The 19723-nt window shown below is 74.2% G+C and carries 16 protein-coding genes and 1 pseudogene; 8 read left to right on the plus strand and 9 right to left on the minus strand.

What is annotated here, in order from left to right; translation table 11 throughout:
* On the minus strand, nucleotides 1–809 hold an 809-nt coding region (locus C1A33_RS18650), incomplete at its 3' end, for a TerD family protein (protein WP_133150716.1).
* A gap of 152 nt (nucleotides 810–961) precedes the next feature.
* Between C1A33_RS18650 and C1A33_RS18655 the strand changes: the two genes are divergently transcribed.
* From C1A33_RS18655 to ctaD, 3 genes and pseudogenes are all read left to right on the plus strand, one after another.
* Nucleotides 962–1540 (plus strand): suppressor of fused domain protein, encoded by a 579-nt coding sequence (locus tag C1A33_RS18655; RefSeq protein WP_101832775.1) that lies wholly within the window; start codon nucleotides 962–964, stop codon nucleotides 1538–1540.
* A 130-nt stretch (nucleotides 1541–1670) separates the two neighbouring features.
* A pseudogene (locus C1A33_RS18660) lies at nucleotides 1671–3309 on the plus strand (alkaline phosphatase D family protein).
* Nucleotides 3310–3438: 129 nt separating this feature from the next.
* Complete coding sequence (gene ctaD, locus C1A33_RS18665; RefSeq protein WP_423748103.1) at nucleotides 3439–5169, plus strand: aa3-type cytochrome oxidase subunit I; 1731 nt, start codon at nucleotides 3439–3441, stop codon at nucleotides 5167–5169.
* Between the two features lie 125 nt (nucleotides 5170–5294).
* On the opposite strand, the gene C1A33_RS18670 is transcribed toward ctaD, so the two are convergent.
* The 3 genes from C1A33_RS18670 to gabT all read right to left on the minus strand — a co-directional run bounded on the left by C1A33_RS18670 (nucleotide 5295) and on the right by gabT (nucleotide 8564).
* Nucleotides 5295–6347 (minus strand): diacylglycerol/lipid kinase family protein, encoded by a 1053-nt coding sequence (locus tag C1A33_RS18670; protein ID WP_101832750.1) that lies wholly within the window; start codon nucleotides 6345–6347, stop codon nucleotides 5295–5297.
* Between the two features lie 64 nt (nucleotides 6348–6411).
* Entirely contained in the window at nucleotides 6412–7056 is a 645-nt protein-coding gene (locus C1A33_RS18675; RefSeq protein ID WP_101832751.1) for a DUF6758 family protein, read from the minus strand.
* A 137-nt stretch (nucleotides 7057–7193) separates the two neighbouring features.
* Nucleotides 7194–8564, minus strand: coding sequence for a 4-aminobutyrate--2-oxoglutarate transaminase (gabT, locus tag C1A33_RS18680; RefSeq protein ID WP_101832752.1), 1371 nt, complete (start codon nucleotides 8562–8564; stop codon nucleotides 7194–7196).
* A gap of 348 nt (nucleotides 8565–8912) precedes the next feature.
* Between gabT and C1A33_RS18685 the strand changes: the two genes are divergently transcribed.
* Nucleotides 8913–10355: an aldehyde dehydrogenase family protein gene (locus C1A33_RS18685; RefSeq protein ID WP_101832777.1), complete on the plus strand. Its 1443-nt coding sequence runs from the start codon at nucleotides 8913–8915 to the stop codon at nucleotides 10353–10355.
* Nucleotides 10356–10400: 45 nt separating this feature from the next.
* On the plus strand, nucleotides 10401–11291 hold the full coding sequence (locus C1A33_RS18690; protein ID WP_207770373.1) for a PHP domain-containing protein: 891 nt from the start codon (nucleotides 10401–10403) through the stop codon (nucleotides 11289–11291).
* A 111-nt stretch (nucleotides 11292–11402) separates the two neighbouring features.
* Here the strand turns inward: C1A33_RS18690 and C1A33_RS18695 are convergent, their stop codons facing one another.
* Nucleotides 11403–11987 (minus strand): MarR family winged helix-turn-helix transcriptional regulator, encoded by a 585-nt coding sequence (locus C1A33_RS18695; RefSeq protein WP_101832754.1) that lies wholly within the window; start codon nucleotides 11985–11987, stop codon nucleotides 11403–11405.
* A 344-nt stretch (nucleotides 11988–12331) separates the two neighbouring features.
* Between C1A33_RS18695 and C1A33_RS18700 the strand changes: the two genes are divergently transcribed.
* A complete protein-coding gene (locus C1A33_RS18700) occupies nucleotides 12332–13474 on the plus strand; it encodes an Mrp/NBP35 family ATP-binding protein (protein ID WP_101832755.1) in 1143 nt (380 codons plus the stop codon).
* A gap of 197 nt (nucleotides 13475–13671) precedes the next feature.
* Here C1A33_RS18700 and tatB read toward each other — a convergent pair whose 3' ends face one another.
* Together tatB and C1A33_RS18710 are read right to left on the minus strand one after the other, a co-directional pair.
* Entirely contained in the window at nucleotides 13672–14190 is a 519-nt protein-coding gene (gene tatB, locus C1A33_RS18705; protein ID WP_101832756.1) for a Sec-independent protein translocase protein TatB, read from the minus strand.
* A gap of 66 nt (nucleotides 14191–14256) precedes the next feature.
* Nucleotides 14257–15879 (minus strand): S1C family serine protease, encoded by a 1623-nt coding sequence (locus C1A33_RS18710; protein WP_243407704.1) that lies wholly within the window; start codon nucleotides 15877–15879, stop codon nucleotides 14257–14259.
* Nucleotides 15880–15955: 76 nt separating this feature from the next.
* Here C1A33_RS18710 and C1A33_RS18715 point away from each other — a divergent pair, with 76 nt between their 5' ends.
* Entirely contained in the window at nucleotides 15956–16573 is a 618-nt protein-coding gene (locus C1A33_RS18715) for a hypothetical protein (protein ID WP_101832757.1), read from the plus strand.
* A gap of 594 nt (nucleotides 16574–17167) precedes the next feature.
* Here the strand turns inward: C1A33_RS18715 and C1A33_RS18720 are convergent.
* On the minus strand, nucleotides 17168–17986 hold the full coding sequence (locus tag C1A33_RS18720; RefSeq protein ID WP_101832758.1) for an anti-sigma factor family protein: 819 nt from the start codon (nucleotides 17984–17986) through the stop codon (nucleotides 17168–17170).
* Entirely contained in the window at nucleotides 17983–18783 is an 801-nt protein-coding gene (gene sigE, locus C1A33_RS18725; protein WP_243407705.1) for an RNA polymerase sigma factor SigE, read from the minus strand. Before sigE ends, C1A33_RS18720 begins: the two co-directional genes overlap by 4 nt.
* Nucleotides 18784–18960: 177 nt before the next feature.
* On the opposite strand from sigE, the gene C1A33_RS18730 reads away from it, so the two are divergent.
* Entirely contained in the window at nucleotides 18961–19623 is a 663-nt protein-coding gene (locus C1A33_RS18730; RefSeq protein WP_101832760.1) for an O-methyltransferase, read from the plus strand.
* The last annotated feature ends 100 nt before the right edge of the window (nucleotides 19624–19723 follow it).

Below are 19723 nucleotides of genomic sequence, written 5' to 3' on the forward strand. Positions count from 1 at the left end.
CCCCACTGCTGGCCAGGCGGGGGCTGCGGCGGGCCCCACCGCCCTGGCCTCTTGCCGGGCGGGGGGCCGCCCCACTGCTGGCCAGGCGGCGCCCCCCACTGCGGCGCGCCTGCGGGCGGCGGCGGGCCCCACTGCTGGCCGGCTGCCGGGTGCGGCGGCGCGGCCGGGGGCATCGGCGGCGCCGCGGGCGGCATCGGCGGCGCGGGCGGGGGCGCCCACTGCTGCCCGTGAGGCGGCGTTGGCCCCTGGGGTGACATGGGCGGGGCGGCCGGCGGGCTGGGAACGGCGGCGGGCGGCGCCGCGGAGGTGCCCGGATCGTCGACGGCGATCCCGAAGTCGGTGGCGATGCCGGCGAGGCCCGTCGCGTATCCCTGGCCGACGGCGCGCACCTTCCACGTGCCGGCGCGGCGGTAGAGCTCGACGAGGATCAGAGCCGTCTCGGTGCCGAGGCCGGACGGGTCGAACCGGGCGAGCTCCGCACCGCCGCGAGGGTCGCGCACCGCGATGCCGAGCCCGGGAACGCCGGCGAAGGTCTGCGGCCCGCTGCCGTCGAGGCTGCCGGTGACGACCACCTTGTCGATGTCGGCGGGGACGGCCGTGAGGCTGAACTCCAGCGCGGACGGTGGCACCAGCCGCACCCCGGGTCCGGTCGGCTGGTTGAAGAAGACGAAGTCGTCATCGGTGCGCACCTTGCCGGCGGCGGTCACGAGGATCGCGGCGATGTCGAGCGACACCGACGAGGCGATCTCGACCCGGACGTCGGTGGTGGGCAGCGGCGCGTTGCCGCCCTTCGTCAGCACCTGTCCCATAGCCCCGCCTGTCCCATAGCCCCTCCAAGGTCACGCACCATCTCGAACGCCCGCACCGGGCGCGTCGGTTCCCACCCCGGGCGCCGCGCCCGCACCTGCGCCGACCCTACGATCGATGCCATGAGACGTGCGGCGGGGGTCCGGTGAGCGACATCGAGGTGCGCGGTCCGGTCGAGCGGCACGCGGCGGCCGTGTTCGGCCCGGACACCGGCCGCGCCGCAGTGACCTTCCTCGGCACGGAACAGATCGAGGTCCTGCGCTTCGGGCCCGACCGGGACGGCTTCGTCCGCTATCTGAGCCTCGGGATGTCCACGGAACCGATGACGGCGGCCGCCTCGGCGGTGCGGGATCCGGCCGGGCCCCGCGCCGAGCTGGTCCTCTCGCTGCGCGGCCGGCGCGACAGCGTGCTGCGCCGCCTCGCCGTGCTCGCGGCGATCCCCGTGGTGGACGGCCGCCCGATCAGCCCCGGCGCGGCGCTCGACCTCGGCGAGCCACTGTGGGACGGCGCTCCCTTCACCGCCGTCCTCGTCGGCGAGCCGGGTGGGCTGATCCCCGACCTGGAGCTGCCCGCGCCGGCCGCGCCGGTCCGGTTCCTGCCGCTGCTGCCGATGACCGCGAACGAGGCCGCCTTCAAGCGCGTCCACGGCCCCGAGACGCTGCATCAGCGCTGGCTCGCCGCCGGCACCGACCTGCGCGACCCGACCCGCCGCGAGGTCGACCTGCGGATGTGAGCGAACTCCCTTCCGGCGATCCGGGCGTACTGGTCTTATAGGCGCGTGACCCGCGACGACGCCGCCAGATCCGGGGCCGACCGGCCCGCGGCGGGGTGTCGCGGGGCGGGGCCAGCCGGACCGGCGGACGCTGCTGCTCGGAGGGGTGGGGCTCGGCGGCGCGGTGGCGGCGGCGGGCGGGCCCCCCGGCCTGGGGCGGCTCGGGCGGCACGGCACCGACCCCGGCGCCGACGCTGCGAGCACCGACCCCGATCCCGGGGGTGGCCGACGGCGTCTTCGGTGTCGGGGTGGCCAGCGGGGATCCGCTGCCCGACGGCGTGATCCTGTGGACGAGACTGGCGCCGAAGCCCACCGAGGGCGGGGGGATGCCGGCCCGCGACGTCCCCGTCGACTGGCAGATCGCGACGGACGAGTCGTTCCGCTCGGTGGTGCGCGCCGGCACCCAGAACGCGCAGGCCGCGTACGCGCACTCGGTGCATGTCGACGTCCGCGGGCTTGATCCCGGGCACGACTACTTCTACCGGTTCCGCGCCGGCACGGTACTCAGCCCGGTCGGGCGCACCCGCACGGCGGCCGCGCCCGGCTCCGGCCCGCAGGCGGCCAGCGGGCAGCTCAGCTTCGCCCTCGCGTCCTGCCAGGACTTCCAGAACGGCTACTGGGCGGCGTTCGACGCGATCGCGGCCGATCATCCCGACCTCGTCGTGCACGTCGGCGACTACATCTACGAGTACGACCCGGACAGCCGCTTCCCGGACCGCCGGCACACCACGCCGCGGACCCCGGGCCTCGACCAGCTGCAGACGCTCGCCGACTACCGCGACCGCTACGGCCAGTACAAGGCCGACCCGGCCCTGCAGGCCGCGCACCGGGCCGCGCCGTGGATCGTGACCTGGGACGACCACGAGGTGGAGAACAACTACGCTGGGCTCGTCGACGAGGCCGGCGACACCGGCGCGCGTCACCAGGACCCGGCGGCGTTCGCCCGCCAACGCGCCGCGGCCTACCAGGCGTACTACGAGCACATGCCGATCCGCGCGCAGCTCAATCCGGGCTCCCCCGATCTGCGGATCTACCGGCGGCTGACGTTCGGCAGCCTGGTCACGTTCAACGTGATGGACACCCGGCAGTACCGCACCCCGGTGCCGGAGCCGGCACCGCAGGGCATCGGCGCAGCGGCGCTCGGCGCCGACAACACCGCCGGCACCATGGCCGGCGCCGAGCAGGAGCGGTGGCTGCGCGCGGGCCTCGACGCGTCGCGCACGCGGTGGAACATCATCGCGCAGCAGACGATGATGGCGCAGCTCGACGGCCAGCTGCCGGCCGGATCGGGGCAGCTGCTGACCAACCTGGACCAGAACGACGGCTACCGCCCCTACCGCCGCCGCCTGCTGTCCGGAGTCCGCGACAGCCACGCGAGCAATCCGATCGTGCTGTCCGGGGACCTGCACTGCGCCTGGGTGAACGACCTGCGGGTCGACTTCGACCGGCCGGAGACGCCAGCGGTCGCCGCCGAGTTCGTCTGCACGTCGATCAGTTCGGCGTTCTTCCTGGTCTCCGACGACTTCGTCCGCGCGAACAACGACCGGCTCAACCCGCACGTCCGCTACTTCCGCGGTGACCGGCGCGGCTACACCCGCATCCGGATCACGCCGCAGGAGTGCCGCGCCGAGATGCGGACCGTCACCGATCTCTCCAGCCGCGACTCCCCCGTCACCACCGACGCCATCTACGTGGTCGAGGACGGCATCCCGACCGCCCAGCCCGCCTGACCTGCCGGGCCGCTCCCGACCGCCAGCGGATCGGGCCGCGAACACGCATGGCGATGCTACGCTCCGCATAGCTTCGGTCACACTATGACCAGGTGCCGCCCGACCGCCGTCCACACCCGGGAGCCGCGCGTGACGATCGTCGAGAGGCCCGCGGGCGCGGCGGGCCGGACCCCGGAGGACATCGTCACGGCGCACAGCCGGCCGCGCACAAGCCTGCTCGGCTATCTGCGCACGACGTCGCACAAGGACATCGCGGTCATGTACTTCGTGACGTCGATGGGGTTCTTCCTGTTCGCCGGGGTGCTGGCCGTCATGATGCGGGCCGAGCTCGCCCGGCCGGGGCTGCAGTTCTTCTCCAACGAGCAGTACAACCAGCTGTTCACGATTCACGGCACGCTCATGCTGCTTCTGTTCGCGACGCCGCTGGCCTTCGCCTTCGCGAACCTGCTCGTGCCGCTGCAGATCGGCTCCCCGGACGTCGCCTTCCCCCGGCTGAACTCGCTGTCGTACTGGCTGTTCCTGTTCGGCGGGCTGACCGTCATCTCCGGCTTCCTCACCCCGGACGGGGCGGCGGACTTCGGCTGGTTCGCCTACGCGCCGCTCAACAGCAAGGCGTACGCGCCGATGCCGGGCGGCGACCTGTGGATCCTCGGTCTGGTGGTCTCCGGACTCGGCACCATCCTCGGCGCCGTCAACATGATCACGACGCTGCTGTGCCTGCGCGCGCCCGGCATGACGATGTTCCGCATCCCGATCTTCTGCTGGACGTTCCTGGTCACGTCGATCCTGGTGATCGTCGCGTTCCCGGTGCTCGCGGCGCAGCTGCTGTCGCTGGAGGCGGACCGGCGCTTCGGGGCGCACGTGTTCGACGCGGTGAACGGCGGGGCGTTGCTGTGGCAGCACCTGTTCTGGTTCTTCGGCCACCCCGAGGTCTACATCATCGCGCTGCCGTTCTTCGGGCTCATCAGCGAGATGCTGCCGGTGTTCTCCCGCAAGCCTCTGTTCGGCTACAAGGGGCTGGTCTTCGCGACCATCGGGATCGGCGCGCTGTCGATCGCGGTGTGGGCGCACCACATGTTCGTCACCGGTGCCGTGCTGCTGCCCTTCTTCGCCCTGCTGTCGTTCCTCATCGCGGTGCCCACCGGCATCAAGTTCTTCAACTGGATCGGCACGTTGTGGCGCGGGCAGCTCACCTTCGAGGCGCCGATGCTGTTCTGCCTCGGCTTCCTGGTGACCTTCCTGTTCGGCGGGCTCACCGGCGTGCTGCTGGCCAGCCCGCCCATCGACTTCCACGTCAGCGACAGCTACTTCGTCGTCGCACACTTCCACTACGTGGTGTTCGGGACGGTGGTGTTCGCGGCGTTCGGCGGCACCTACTTCTGGTTCCCGAAGGTGACCGGCCGGATGATGAACGACCGCCTCGGCAAGGTCCACTTCTGGACGGTCTTCCTCGGCTTCCACGCCACGTTCCTGGTGCAGCACTGGCTGGGCCTGCGCGGCATGCCCCGGCGCTACGCCGACTACGGCCCGCGGGACGGCTTCACCACCCTGAACACGTTCTCGACCGCCGGCTCGTTCCTGCTGGCGCTGTCCACGCTGCCGTTCCTGTACAACCTGTGGCACTCGTACCGGCGCGGGCCACTCGCCACCGTCGACGACCCCTGGGGCTTCGGCAACTCGCTGGAATGGGCGACCTCGTGCCCACCGCCCCGGCACAACTTCCACTCCCTGCCGCGGATCCGCTCCGAGCGCCCCGCGTTCGACGTTCACTATCCACAACTCGCCGGGGCGGGCGATCTCCACACGAGCCCCGAGTTCACCCCGGCGCGCGCGGGTGAGCGCGAAGCCGAGACGCCCTGACGCGGCGAGGGCGGCGAGGACGACAAGGACGGCGCCGTGCCACGAGCCGACGATGACCATGGCCCGACAGTAGGTCGGTCAGGCCGGCCTGTCGAACGCACGTTCGCCAGCTGTGGACAACCCGCTCAGCCGGGCAGACTGTCCGCGACCGGCACCGTCGCCGTGGTCGGCACGAGCAGCCGCAGCGCCGAGGGACGAACCTCGACGGTCGCGGGCAGCGTCGCCAGCGGATCGCCGTCGGCGTAGACGGCGAACGGCCGGTCGGCCTCCACGCGCACGCGGCGGCCGCGCAGCACCCGCACATGCCGGGTGTGCACATGCCGCCCGGAGAACACCCGCGGGAACAGCGCCAGGAAGGTCAGCCGGGAGGTGTGTGAGATCAGCACCACCTCGACGAGCCCGTCCGTGAGGTCGGCGTCCGGCGCGAAGCGCATCCCGCCGCCGTAGCACGGCGCGTTCGCCGCGCCGACCGTCCAACCGCGCAGCTCACGCGGCGCCTCGTCGTCCACCGTGACGGTGAACCGCGCCGGTCGCCACGCCGCCAGCGCCCGCAGCGCCGCGTAGGTGTAGACATGCCGACCCCGCAGCAGCCGCGCCCGGTCGGCGATCACCTGCACGTCGGAGTCGTACCCGACGCTCGCGATGCCCAGGAAGGGCCGCCCGTCGACCTCGGGCAGGTCGATCCGCACCTCCCGGGCGCGCGCGAGCTCGGCGGCGACGCGGCGCGGGTCGTCGGGCAGGCCGAGCCCACGCACGAAGTCGTTGCCCCGTCCGCCGGGCAGGACGGCGAGCACCCCGCCCGCCGCGGCCACCGCCCCGGCGACCGCGCCGGCCAGGCCGTCCCCGCCGAGCGCGACCACCACCCGTCCCTGCGCGCTGGCCGCGGCGGCGAGCTCGCCGGCGTGGTCGAGGCTCCGGGTCGGCGCCACCCGCACGTCCGCCGCCCAGTGGGACAGCTGCGCGCACACACCGCCGAGCAGCCGCAGCGCCCGCCCGCGGCCCGCACTCGGGTTGACGACCACCGTGAGCCGCCCCCGGTCGACCGCCCGGGCGGGTACAGCCCCGCCCCGCGGGAGCTCCTGGACACCCTGGACAGGCCCCGGCGACGGCCCGGCGGTCGTGCTGGCCGCCGAGCCGCTCGGCACCGACCCGGCGGCGACGGACGGACGCTGTGTCATGCTGGCCTCGTACCTCTCCCCGACCCCGCTGGATCGGATCAGGGTACGGCCACGGGGGGCCGCGTCACCGCAGTGCGGCGGGCCCGCCAGTCAGATGCGCGCTGGCCGCGCCGAAGAACACCCGGTCGCCGAGCTCCGGGGTGTCCCGCAGGTCGCGCAGCTCGAGGTGCTCCATCAGCAGCAGCGCCGCGTCGGCCGGCCACAGGACCAGCCACAGCCAGACCCCGCGTGCCTCCCCGACGAACGCCGCCCGGTCGGGCGGCACGGCCAGCGGCCACATCGCGGTCGGATGCCCGGCGGCCTCGACCTTCGCCTCCGCGGCGCCCGGCAGCGCCGCCGGATCGGGACCCGCGATGCCGGCGAGCCGCGCGGCCAGGCCGATCCCCGGCGACTCGGCGACCAGCACCACCTCCGCCGGCCCGCCGAGCGGCGAGGGACCCGCGATCGCCAGCGCGGTCGCCCGCGGCCCGGTGCGGTCGTCGCCGGCCCAGCCGACCCCGCTGACGTACCAGTGCACCGGCATCGGCTCCGGCAGCCACACGGGTACCGTCGCGCTCGTGGCCAGTGCGTGCAGTGCCTGCTCGCGGGAGGACGCCGCCGCGCGGTAGGGATTCACCTCCCCGTGGTCGTCGCAGCGGTACTGGTTGCTCCACAGATCCGGTGGGCGGAGCGGGCCGAGACAGCGAGGACAGGCCGCGGCAGTGGTCACCGAGCGCCTCCGTGTGAGTCAGGTCGACGCGACCGCCGGACTTCGACGGTTCCGTGACGACTGTTCCCACCGCCTATCACGAGCAACCGTCCCACCAGCACAGATGTGCCGAACAGCCGGGTACGACGCGGCCGTCGTCACCGTGCGCATTCGGCGAAGGCGCCACTGAGGATGTCGAGCCCGGCCAGCAGCAGCTCGTCCGGCATGACCAGCGGGGGCAGCAGACGAAGGACGTTGTTCCAGGTCCCCGCGGTCAGCACGATCAGGCCGCGACGATGGCAGGCCGCCGCGACCGCCGAGGTCAGCGCCGGGTCCGGGGTGTCGTCACCGCCGCCGCGAACCAGCTCCACGGCGAGCATCGCGCCGCGGCCGCGCACATCCCCGACGGCGTCATGGCGCGCGGCGAGCGCGCGCAGCCGCGGCAGCGCGAGCTCGCCGATACGCCGGGCCCGTCCCGCGAGGTCCGCCGACTCGACCAGCTCGATCGCCGCCAGCGCCGCCGCGCAGGCCACCGGGTTTCCGCCATAGGTACCGCCCAGCCCGCCGACCTGCGGAGCATCCATGATCTCCGCCCGTCCAGTGACGGCCGACAGCGGCATCCCGCCGGCGATGCCCTTCGCGGTGGCGATCAGGTCCGGGACGATCCCCTCGTGCTCGCAGGCGAACATCGCGCCGGTGCGGGCGAACCCCGTCTGCACCTCGTCGGCGACGAACAGGATGCCCTCGGCCGCGCAGAACTCCGCGAGCCGGGGCAGGAACCCGTGGCCCGGCACGATGAACCCACCCTCGCCCTGGATCGGCTCGATGACCAGCGCGGCCACCGCCCCCGCGCCGATCTCGTCCCGGATGATCTCGATCACCCGGGTCGCCGCCTGCTCGCCGGCGTGCTCCGGCCCGGTCGGCCAGCGGTACGGGTAGGCGAGCGGCATCCGGTGGATCTCCGGCGCGAACGGGCCGAAGCCGGCCTTGTACGGCATCGCCTTCGCCGTCATCGCCAGGGTCAGGTTGGTCCGCCCGTGGTAGGCGTGCTCGAAGACGACGACGGCGTCGCGCCCGGTCGCCGACCGGGCGATCTTGACGGCGTTCTCGACGGCCTCGGCACCGGAGTTGAACAGCGCCGAACGCTTCTCGTGGTCGCCGGGCGTGAGCCGGTTCAGCGCCTCGCAGACCGCCACATACCCCTCGTACGGCGTGACCATGAAGCAGGTGTGGGTGAACCGGCCGACCTGCTCGCGCACGGCCGCGACCACCTCGTCCGCGGCGTTGCCGACGCCGGTGACGGCGATGCCGGAACCGAAGTCGATCAGCGCGTTGCCGTCGACGTCGACGAGGATCCCGCCGCCGGCGGCGTACGCGTAGACCGGCATCGTCGCGCCCACCCCGCGGGCGACCGCGGCCGATCGCCGGGCGGCCAGTGCCCGCGAGCGCGGCCCGGGGATCTCGGTGACGAGCCGGAGCGCCTGCGGCAGCCCCGGGCCGCCCCGCTCCGGCATGCTCGGGGAGCTCATTCGCCACCTCTTCCTGGGCTCCGGGGCCGGTCCGCGCAGGCGTGCGCGGGCGGCCGACGCCCGCCGCCGCGCGGCCACCCCGTCACGATCCGTCAGTCCCGGTGCCGCGTCCAGCGAGCGCCACCGCCGGACCCACCGCCGCCGCGCGCACGAGGGTGGCGACCACACCGCGACGACAGGCACGGCAACGGCGCGTCACGGTGATGGCCGCCGGGAAGCGCCTAGGATGACCGTTGATGGCGACGAGTGGGATGACGGCGACGATGCCGACACCAGCGGTGAGGCCGACACCAGCGGTGAGGCCGACACCAGCGGTGAGGCCGGCACCAGCCGTCCGCGGTGGCCTCGATGGCTGACGTCACCCCGTTCTGGCTGGCCGGCGAGCGGGCGCGGGGCTCCTCGACCTTCGAGGTCCGCCATCCGTATGACGGGGCCGTGGTCGCGACCGTCGCCGAGCCCGAGGCGGACCAGGTCGAGCGGGCGGTGGCGGCGGCGGTCGAGGTGGCGCCCCGGCTGTCCGGGCTGCCGGCGCATGTGCGGGCCTCGGCGCTCGCCCACGTGTCGAAGGAGATCGCCCGGCGCGGGGACGAGCTCGCGCGGCTCATCACCGCCGAGAGCGGCAAGCCGCTGACCTGGGCCCGGGCCGAGGTCGCCCGAGCCAGTTCGACGTTTCGCTGGGGTGCCGAGGAGGCCCGGCGCTTCGCCGGCGAGCTGACCCGGCTGGACACCGACCCCACCGGGGATGGCCGGCTGGCGCTGACCCGCCGCTTCCCCCGCGGGCCGGTGCTCGGCATCACCCCGTTCAACTTCCCGCTGAACCTGGTCGCCCACAAGGTCGCGCCCGCGCTCGCGATCGGCGCGCCGATCATCGTCAAGCCGGCGCCGCGCACGCCGCTGTCCGCGCTGTTCCTCGGTGACCTGCTCGCCGGCACCGACCTGCCCGAGGGTTCCTGGTCGGTGCTGACCGTCCCGAACGACCGGGTCGGCGGGCTGGTCGCCGACCCGCGGCTGCCGGTGGTGTCGTTCACCGGATCGGGTCCGGTCGGCTGGTCGATCCGCGACGCGGTGCCGCGCAAGCACGTCGTGCTCGAACTCGGCGGCAACGGCGCGGTGCTCGTCGCGCCCGACTTCCACGCTCCGGGCGACCTCGCGCGCGCCGCCGGGCGGATCGCGCTGTTCGCCAACTACCAGGCCGGTCAGTCCTGCATCGCCGTGCAGCGCGTCTACGCCGACCACGGCCTGTACGGCGAGCTGCTCGGCGAGATCGTCACGGCGGTGCGGGCGCTGCGCGACGGCGACCCGACCGACCCCGCCACCGACGTCGGCCCGCTCGTCGACGTCGCCGCGGCCGAGCGGGTCGAGCAGTGGATCGGCGAGGCGGTCGCGGCCGGGGCGACGCTGGTCTGCGGCGGCACTCGCACGGGCGCGAGCCTCGCGCCGACCGTGCTCACGGGCGTGCCCGACGCCGCGCGGGTGGTGCGCGAGGAGGTGTTCGGCCCGGTCATCGTCGTCGAGTCCGTCGACGGGCTCGACGAGGGGCTCGCCCGGATCAACGACTCCGCGTTCGGCCTGCAGGCCGGCGTGTTCACTCATGACCTGGGCACGGCCTTCCGGGCGCACCGGGAGCTCGTCGTCGGCGGTGTGGTCGTCGGGGACGTCCCGTCCTACCGGGCGGACCAGATGCCCTACGGCGGCACGAAGGGCTCCGGCATCGGGCGGGAGGGCGTGCGCTCGGCGATGACCGACCTGTCCGAGGAGCGCGTCCTCGTCCTCACCGGCCTCGACCTGTAGCCGACCCGGCTGGGGGACGGTCGGGGCGGTATCGCACACGGATCGATGCGCCGCGGCGGGCCGTGCTGCCAGCATGGGTGGGTGAGGATCGACCTGCACACCCATTCCACCGCGTCGGACGGCCTGGTCGAGCCGGCGGACCTGGTCCGGCTCGCCGCGGACTCGGGACTCGACGTCATCGCGCTGACCGACCACGACACGACGGCGGGCCTCGGCCGCGCCGCCGCCGCGCTGCCGGCGGGACTGACCCTGGTACCGGGCGCGGAGATCTCCTGTTTCGTGGACACGGGCGGCCGCTCGGTGTCGCTGCACGTGCTCGCCTACCTCTTCGACCAGGCGGAGCCGGCGTTCGCGGCTGTGCGGGCCGCGGTGCGCGACCACCGGGCGGTGCGCGCCCGCCAGATGGTCGACCTGCTCGCCGCCGACGGGCACCCGGTGACCTGGGAGCGGGTCAGTGCGCTCGCCGCCGGCACGGTGGGGCGCCCGCACGTCGCCGCGGCGCTGGTCGAGGCCGGGCTGGTGCCGTCGGTGTCGGCCGCGTTCAGCCGGGAGTGGATCGGCGCCGGCGGCCCGTACTGGGTCGGCAAGACGCAGCCGGACGTCTGGGAGACGTTGCGGCTGATCCGCGGCGCGGGCGGGGTCAGCGTCTTCGCGCACCCGTTCGCGAGCCGCCGCGGCGTCACCGTCGGTCCGGACGTGATCGAGCGGATGGCCCGGGCGGGACTTGCCGGCCTGGAGATCGATCATCCCGACCATGACGCGGACGAGCGGCGCCGGCTGCGCCGGCTCGCCGCCGACCTCGATCTGATCCCCACCGGGTCCAGCGACTACCACGGCAGCAGCAAGCCGCAGCCGCTCGCCGCGGAGACGACCAGCCCGGACGCCTACGAACGCCTCGTCACCGCCGCCACCGGCGCCGTCCCCATCACCGTCTGACATCGGCGCCGAGGGCGGCCGTCCCCCACCTCGCGGACGCATCCCCACTGGGACCGGCTGTCCGCGGACGCGTTGGTCCGCAGACGCCTCTGAGATCAGACGCCCTGATGCTCAGACTCCCGGCTGCTCAGACTCCCGGCTGCTCAGGCACTCCCGCCCGGAGGCCCGGGCGCGCTGACCGCAGCCCTGGTCGACGGAGTCGCCGGGAAGCGGTCCGCTGAGGCGCCCGAGCAGCTCGGCGAGCTGTTCCTGCTCGGTCCGGCTGAAGTGGGACAGCACGTGCCTGCCGACCCCCTTCAGATGCGTGCCGGACGCGGCACGCAGCCGCTCGAAGCCGGCCTGGGTGAGCGTGGCGAGCGTGCCGCGAGCGTCGGCCGGGCTCGGCCGGCGGGCGACCAGCCCCTCGCGCTCCATCCGGTCGACGAGGCGGGTCAGCCCGCTGCGCGAGAGCAGCACTGCCTCGGCGAGTTCACTCATCCGCAGTTCCCGGTCGGGCGCCTCGGACAACTGGACGAGGACGTCGTAGGAGGCCAGCGGCAGGCGGTGCGCCGCGTCGAGCTCGGCTTCGAGCACCCGGGTGACCCGGGCGTGGGCCTGTAGCAGGGACCGCCAGGCGCGCATCCCGCGTTCGTCCACCCAGTCCGCGTCGGTCTCCGAACTGGCGCCGACCATCTGTTCGACCACCCGCTCGACCATGATCGCGCCCTCCCGGTGCCGCCTCAGTCAGCCTATGCCGCCCCCCGGTCCGGTTCGGCGCCCTGACTCGGCCGCCGGACGCCGCCCCCACGTCCCCCAACAATCCAGGTCAGGTCAGTCAGCCGGCCGATTTCGTCAGCTATGCGACAGGCACGACGGACCGCTGTCATTTTGCGGTGGGATCAGCCGATACCTCATGGTCCGGGCGTCTGCGACGGGGATGCGGAGTCGGGCCGCGCACACCCGGGCGACGACCAAACGCTGATGGGCGCGCCGCGGGCTATCGTGGACCTACAGGCGGCCCCGGGGCCGCATCTGATGCCAATCAGTGACTGAGGTTTCCCTTGTCCCCATCCCGGCCTTCCTCCGACGCGATCCAGTCGGCTCTGGCGACGGTGCACGATCCCGAGATCGGCCGCCCCATCACGGAGCTGGACATGGTCTCGTCGGTCCACGTCCTCGACGACGGTTCCGTCGACGTCACGGTGCTGCTCACCGTGTCCGGCTGCCCGATGCGCGAGGAGATCATCAACCGCGTCAGCAACGCCGTCAGCGCCGTGGCGGGGGTGCGCGCCGTCCGGGTCGACCTGCAGGTCATGACGGACGAGCAGCGCACGGCCCTGCACACGAAGCTGCGCGGCGGCGTCGCGCCCAAGATGATCCCGTTCGCCCAACCGGGGTCGATGACCAGGGTGTATGGCGTCGCCAGCGGCAAGGGCGGCGTCGGCAAGTCCTCGATCACGGTCAACCTGGCGGCCGCGATGGCCCGCTCGGGGCTGTCCGTGGGTGTGCTCGACGCGGACATCTACGGCCACTCCGTTCCCCGGATGCTCGGCATCGACCGGCCACCGACGCAGGTCGAAAAGATGATCATGCCGCCCCAGGCCCACGGGGTCCGGGTCATCTCCACCGGCATGTTCACCCGTGGCAACCAGCCCGTCACCTGGCGGGGCCCGATGCTGCACCGCGCCCTGGAGCAGTTCCTCTCCGACGTCTTCTGGGGCGACCTCGACGTCCTGCTGCTGGACCTGCCGCCCGGGACCGGGGACATCGCCATCTCGCTGGCGCAGCTCGTCCCGTCCTCGGAGCTGCTGGTCGTCACGACGCCGCAGCTCGCCGCGACGGAGGTCGCCGAGCGGGCCGGGACGATCGCGGTGCAGACCCGGCAGAACGTCGTCGGCGTCGTCGAGAACATGGCCTGGCTGCCCTGTCCGCACTGCGGCGAGCGGGTGGACGTGTTCGGTTCCGGCGGCGGCGCGGCGGTGGCCGAGCGCCTCACCCGGGTCCTCGGGCACGACGTGCCGCTGCTCGCCCAGGTTCCGGTGGACGTCCGGCTGCGCGAGGGCGGCGACAACGGTGTTCCGCTCGTCGTGAGCGAGCCCGACAGCGAGGCCAGCAAGGCGCTGCGCGCCGTCGCCGACCGGCTGACCTACCGCTCCCGTGGCCTCGCCGGCCGCAGTCTCAACCTCACCCCCGCAGGCCGCTGACCCCGCCCTGACGCCGTATCGCCCCGCACCCTTCCAGAGGACGGTTCAGGACGGACCGCCGCTGGAAGGGTGACACCGGCAGCCGCGGCGCAGAGCCGTTCGTCGTCAGCACACAGGCAGGCGTGACGATCTACGCGACAGATCACAACGGCCGTGGCCTGGCGGACGCCTGACCGCGAGGACGCCGCTGGGAAGGCTCAGGTGGCGTCGGCGTCGAACGGGGCGGCGCCCGCGTCCGACTGCGGGCCGGCGGGCTGGGCGGGCAGGGCCCGGGGAGCGGCGACAGCCTTCGGCGGGCTGGATTTCGACAGCAGGGCCGGCGGCGTGGCCGGCGCGGGCGCTTCCGCGGCGGGACGTCCGGCGGCCGTGTCCCGCGGCAGCGAGGACTTCGTCAGCGACGGCGGGGCCGGCGTGTCCTCACCGAGCAGCAGCGCGTCCAGCGAGCTGCGCTTGGTCAGGTACGGCGGCAGCGGCTCGTCCTCGAACAGGTGCTTGCGGACGAAGGTCTTGGGGTGCAGGTCCCGGATGTCGAGATCGGCGAACTCCGGCCCGAGCTCCGAACGCAGGTCGTTGCGCATCCCGTTCGCCGTCTGGCGGAGCTGGCGGAGCATACGGCCAGCATCCCGGGCGGCCTTGGGCAGCCGGTCGGGGCCGAAGACGAACAGCCCGATCAGCAGCAGGACAGCGACTTCACCCCATCCAACACCGTTGAACACCGGCTGAGCGTACCTCTCCCGCTGTTGCCACGAAGGACGCTCTGGCAACGAACAGGTGTCGAACGCTCAGCCCTGTTGTTCCTGAAGCGTCATCTGGGTGGTTTGCGTGACGCCGCCGCGCACGTAGGTGACCTTCACCCGATCACCCACCCGGTGCAGGCGGGCCGCGACGTTGAGATCGTTCGTCCCGCGGATCGTGCTCGTGCCGAGCCCGGTGATCACATCACCGACGCGCAGTCCCGCGCGCGCCGCCGCGCCGTCCGGCATGAGGGCGACGATGCGCGCGCCGGGCACGGTCCGCTCCGCGGCTGCCTCGCCGTCGGTGACCGTGGCAGCGGAGGCGCCGACCGTCGGGTGCGTCGCGCGCCCCGTCGAGATGATCTCCTGGGCCACCGAGCGGGCGAAGTCGATCGGGATGGCGAAACCCACGCCGATGTTGCCGCTCTGCGTCTGCTCCTCGTGACCGGGCACCGCGGCGATCGCCGCGTTGATCCCGACGACCTGCCCGAGCGAGTCGAGCAGCGGCCCGCCGGAGTTGCCCGGGTTGATCGCCGCGTCGACCTGGATCGCGCCGATGAGCACCGCGGGCGCGGCACCGTTCTCCCCCGGCACGGTCGGGTTGCGGTCCAGTGCGCTGACCACTCCGGTCGTCACCGTGCCGGACAGGCCGAGCGGCGCCCCGATCGCGACCACCGGCGTTCCCACCACCAGCGAGCCGGAGCGGCCCAGCTTCGCGGCCGGGAGGGGGGACGTGGTGGGGATGCGCAGCACGGCGATGTCGGTCTGCGGGTCCCGGCCGACCACCTGGGCCTGGATCTGACCGAACTCCTGATAGCGCCGTACCGAGATCGGGCTGCCGGCCGCGACCGCGGGCGCGATGACGTGGTTGTTCGTGAGGATGTAGCCGTCCGAGCTGAGGATGATGCCGGACCCGGTTCCGCCGCTGCCGTCGTCGCCGCCCCCGCCGACGTCGATCGTCACCACGGTCGGCAGCGCCGCCGCCGCGACCGCGGCCACGGTCTCGCGCTGGGTCACCGGGGCCGGGTTGCCGATGTCCAGCGTCTTCGCCGGATGAGTCGACGTGTCCCCGGTCGTGACCGCCACGGCGAGGCCGCCGATGCCACCGCCGAACAGTCCCGCCGCGAGCACGCAGGCGACCAGTGCCCGGCGCCCGAGCATGATCGGTCGACCGGCCAGCTCCCCGATCCCGCGCGACGGCGGCCGCCCGTCCGGGCCACGCTCCCCCGCGCCGTCAGCCGGCCGGACCAGCGACGGCGCCGCGTGCCGGTCGGCGCCGCCGGCGCCGGGTCGCTGCGACGGCTGGCCACGCAGCATGGTGAGCGTCACGCCACCGCTGCCGGCCTCCGCCACCGGTTCGAGCAGGGATGCGGCGGCGGGCCGCTCCACCCGGCTCGCCGTCGCGGACGCTCCAGCGGCGCCCGGCCCGAACGCGGTGGGTCCCACCCGCTCGGCACTGGCCCGCAGGCTCCAGGCCCGACCGTTCCGGCCGGCCCTGTCCCGCCCGTCGGCACCGACGGGTTGGCCACCGGCGCCGGCCCCTGCCGCCCGGCCGGAGTGCCGTGCGTGCCGGGCGCCCTGCGCCGGGCGGTGCCCGCCCTCTCCCGGCGGCGGTACGGGTGGCCGGCGGACCGGCCGGCGTGCTCCCGGCAGGTCCACGTCGCGGTCCACCGGCTGCGGCGCCCGCGAGGAGCTGCCGCCCGGCGAGGACCCGGGAACCGGCGAGCGCGGCTCCGCCGAAGCGGTCGTGGACGCTCCCGACGAGGCCCGGGCCGCCGACGTCCGGGTGGGCTCGGGCGGCGCGGAGGTCGGGGGCGGGGAGTCGGACCGGGCGTCCGTCGGCGAGCTGGAGGTGGCGCCGGGCTCGGCCGCCGGTCCGGGCTCGGCCGCCGGCTTGGGCTCGGCTGCCGGTCCGGACCCGGCCACGCGTCGGGGCGCGGCCACGGGTCTGGGCGCGGCCTGCGGTCCCGACGGGCCAGGCGAGGCGGCGGATGACGCCGGCTGGACCGACGACGGGCCCGGCTGGACCGACGGGGCCGGCTTGGTGGACGGGGCCGGCTTGGTGGACGGAGCCGACAGCGGCGAGGACGCCGACTGGGACGAGGACGCTGGCTGGCGCGACGACGCCGGCGTGGACGCGGGGAACTCGCGCGGCGGGTGGGCGGGGACCGCTGCGGAGACGGACGGAATGGTCTCCTCGTCCGCCGATCGCACGGCGCCGGCCGCGCGCCCGGTGTCCTCGCGGCGGGATCTTCCCTGGGGCGGCGTGACCGCGCGCTCCGCGGCGTCCGCGCTGCCGGCCGGGCCCGACCCGCCGGATTTCGCGGCCCTGCTCCGGCCTGGGTCGTCCCCGGCGTCGTCCTGATCGTCCGGTATCCGCCGATCCGACGGCCGATCCGACGAGCCGTGGCCGGCGGGTTCGGCCGGGGCGGCGGGTTCCCGGGCGATGGGCTCCCTTCTGACGGGCGGGTCACCGGCGTCGTCGGATTGTTCGGGCGCGGCGAGGACCGGGGAGGACCGTTCGAGGCGCCGGGGCCTCACCGGCGCCACGAACCGGTTCATGATCGCCGCCTCGCTGTCGTTGCCGTCCACACGACCCTCCCGGCCCGGCACGTCACGCGACACGGCGGAACACCGGCAACCGGTTCCATCCTGGGAGGGCCCGCGCGACGAACTCCAAGCGGGTAACACGGTAAAGCCTTAGTTCACGCCAGAGGAGACCTCTCCTGCGGAACGGCCGGAAAAAGACTTCTCGGGTATCGGTGAACTGTGCCCGGCGGGCCGCGGCGGGCCGGAGAATCCTGCTCGCCAGCGCCGATCCGGCGGATCGCGCCGGTGTGCGTGCCCGGATCAGCGCGGACGTCCCCGAACGGAGGCACCCTGGTCATCATGATCGGTCAACCGGTGTTTCTCCGGCGTTCCAGCGAGGTGAACCGGTAAATGGGCATCCACCGCGGCCTCAACGGCGCAGGGAAACCTTCATCGGCATCAACACCGGAAGCAGCCGGAGGGACCCGCCCGTCGACGTGCCGGGCGCGACCACCGAGGTCACGGTCGGCACCGCGACGGATCCACCGGGCCGCGCGCCGCCGCTGCCGTCCGCGACGGCGGCGCCGGTCATCGCGAGCACGATGAGAGCGGCGGAGCCGAGCAGGGTGCGGCGCAGGGTCGTCCGAGGGCGGCCGGCTCGCCGCGGCGCCGGCCGGCGCGCACGCCCCCGGGAACCGCCCGCCGGCGGGCCGCCGCCGGGCCGGCCGGACGCGGGCCGCCGGGCCGGTGACCCCGCCGCGGGCCGCCGCGGCGGGCCACCGGGCCCGAAGGGCGCACGTCTGGCATGCCCACGCGAGACGGTCGGCTCAGCGGGCGCGCCCGCCTCGCCGGACGCCCCTGGTTCGCCCCACGCGGTCCGCTCGCCGCGCGCCACCCGTTCGCGCCGCGCCACGCGCTGCCCGCCCGCGCCTTCCCGCAGCACCGGCTGGCCGGCGGGGCCCGTCGGGGCGGGCAGGGAACGGCCGTGGTCCGCCTGGCGGCGGTTGGCCGGCGTGGCGGGGATGGACGGCGTGGGCGGGACGGCGATGCCCAGCAGTCGGGCCGTCACGGCGTCCGGCAGCACCGGGTCCCGCAGGCCCGTCAGCCGCGCCTTGACCGCGCGGAGGTTGGCGACTTCCCGCTGACACGGCATGCAGACCGCCAGGTGGGCGAGCGCCCGGTCCCGTGCGTCATGATCGAGCTGGTGGTCGATGAGGGGCGAGATCCGCTTGCCGAGATGCTCGGTCACGCGGGTCGCTCCGCCGGAGCACCGCCCTTGCCGCCAGCGGGCACGGCACCACGCCGTCGCCCGATCCTGCCTCGCCCATCATCACGATCGCGCCGATAGCCGGGCGCGGCGGCGGTCTGGTCGGAGTCCACCCCGGCCCGCTGCGCGGCCGCGGCGGCCGGGGGCGCGAGGGCGCCGTCGACGCCATCACCCTCCGCGGCCATCAGCATGCCGTCGGCGGTACGCGGCGCCCGATCGGCGAGCGCCGCACGCAGCATCGCCCGACCTCGCGAGATACGGCTGCGGACCGTGCCGAGCTTGACGCCCAGGGTCTGGGCGATCTCCTCGTAGGACAGCTGCTCGATGTCGCACAGGACCACCGCGGCCCGGAAGTCGGGCGGCAGCGCGGCGAGCGCCGCCTCCACGTCCGCGTCGAGATGCGCCTCGGCGTAGACGGCCTCGGGACTGGCCTCCCGGCCGGCGAGCCGCTCGGTGTCCTCCGGCAGAGCGTCGAAACGGATCTTCTGCTGGCGACGCATCCGATCGAGGAAGAGGTTCGTCGTGATCCGGTGCAGCCATCCCTCGAAGGTGCCGGGGGTGTAGTCGGCCAGGGAACGGAACACGCGGACGAAGACGTCCTGGGTCAGGTCCTCCGCGTCATGGGCGTTGCCGGTGAGGCGGTAGGCCAGGCGGTACACCCGGTTCCCGTGCTCCCGGACCACATCCTCCCAGGACGGGGGCACCCAACCGGAAGCGTCTGAGGTGGTGGCGGCGGCGCCGGTGGCGTCGGAACCCGCCCCGGAGTCCTGCGCAGCCACGGCCGCCTCTCGGTCGGTTCGCGTCGAACGTACCCGACGCCCCGGCCAGGGAGCGGCGAATCCCGCTGCGGACACCGATGTTTCTCCCCTCGATGGTCGACTCGATCCTCGACACGATGTACGTCGACAAGGTGAACGCGCCTCTGTCCTCTCCCGTTCCCGTAGGCTGCGGATGTCATGCCGGAGACAGACATCGGCGCGCTCGACTCGGCCGCCGCCTATGCCGAGGGCTTCCTGTTGGAAGACCCGATCCTTCGTGCTGCCCGCGCCCGCGCCGAGGAGGTCGGGATCGTCCCGGTCAGTCCGGGCGCCGGCGCGGTCCTGCGTTTCCTCGCCGCCGCGGTGGGCGCCCGCGCGGTCGTCGAGATCGGCACCGGTACCGGCGTCTCCGGTACCTGGCTGCTGCGCGGGATGCGGCCCGACGGAACCCTGACCACCATCGACGTCGAGGCCGAGCATCTTCGCCTGGCCCGGCGCACCTACGCGGACGCCGGAATGGCGCCGGGCCGCTCCCGGCTGATCACCGGCCGCGCCCTGGACGTGCTGCCCCGGCTCACCGACGGCGCCTACGATCTCGTCTTCTGCGACGCCGACCGCCGGGAGGGCAGCGAGTACCTCACGCAGGCGCTACGGCTGCTTCGGCCGGGAGGTGTCGTGGTCTTCGCGGGCGTCCTCGCCAGCGGCCAGGCCACCGATCCGGCCATTCGCAGCCCCGACGCGACCGCGGTGCGCGAGCTGGCGACCGCGGTGCGCGATGACATCCGCCTGACCCAGATGCTGCTCACCACCGGCGGTGGGCTGCTGGTCGCGGTGGTCGCGAGTTCGTCCCCCGTCGGCTAGGGGACGCGGGACCCCGCCCGGGGGCCGCGGGGGCGGGCGAACGGGCCAGCCGGCGGTGCGGGCCCATCCCGGTGGGGCTGGCGTCCGGCGCGGGTTGGGC

Source organism: Frankia canadensis (assembly GCF_900197875.1).
Lineage (GTDB): Bacteria > Actinomycetota > Actinomycetes > Frankiales > Frankiaceae > Frankia > Frankia canadensis.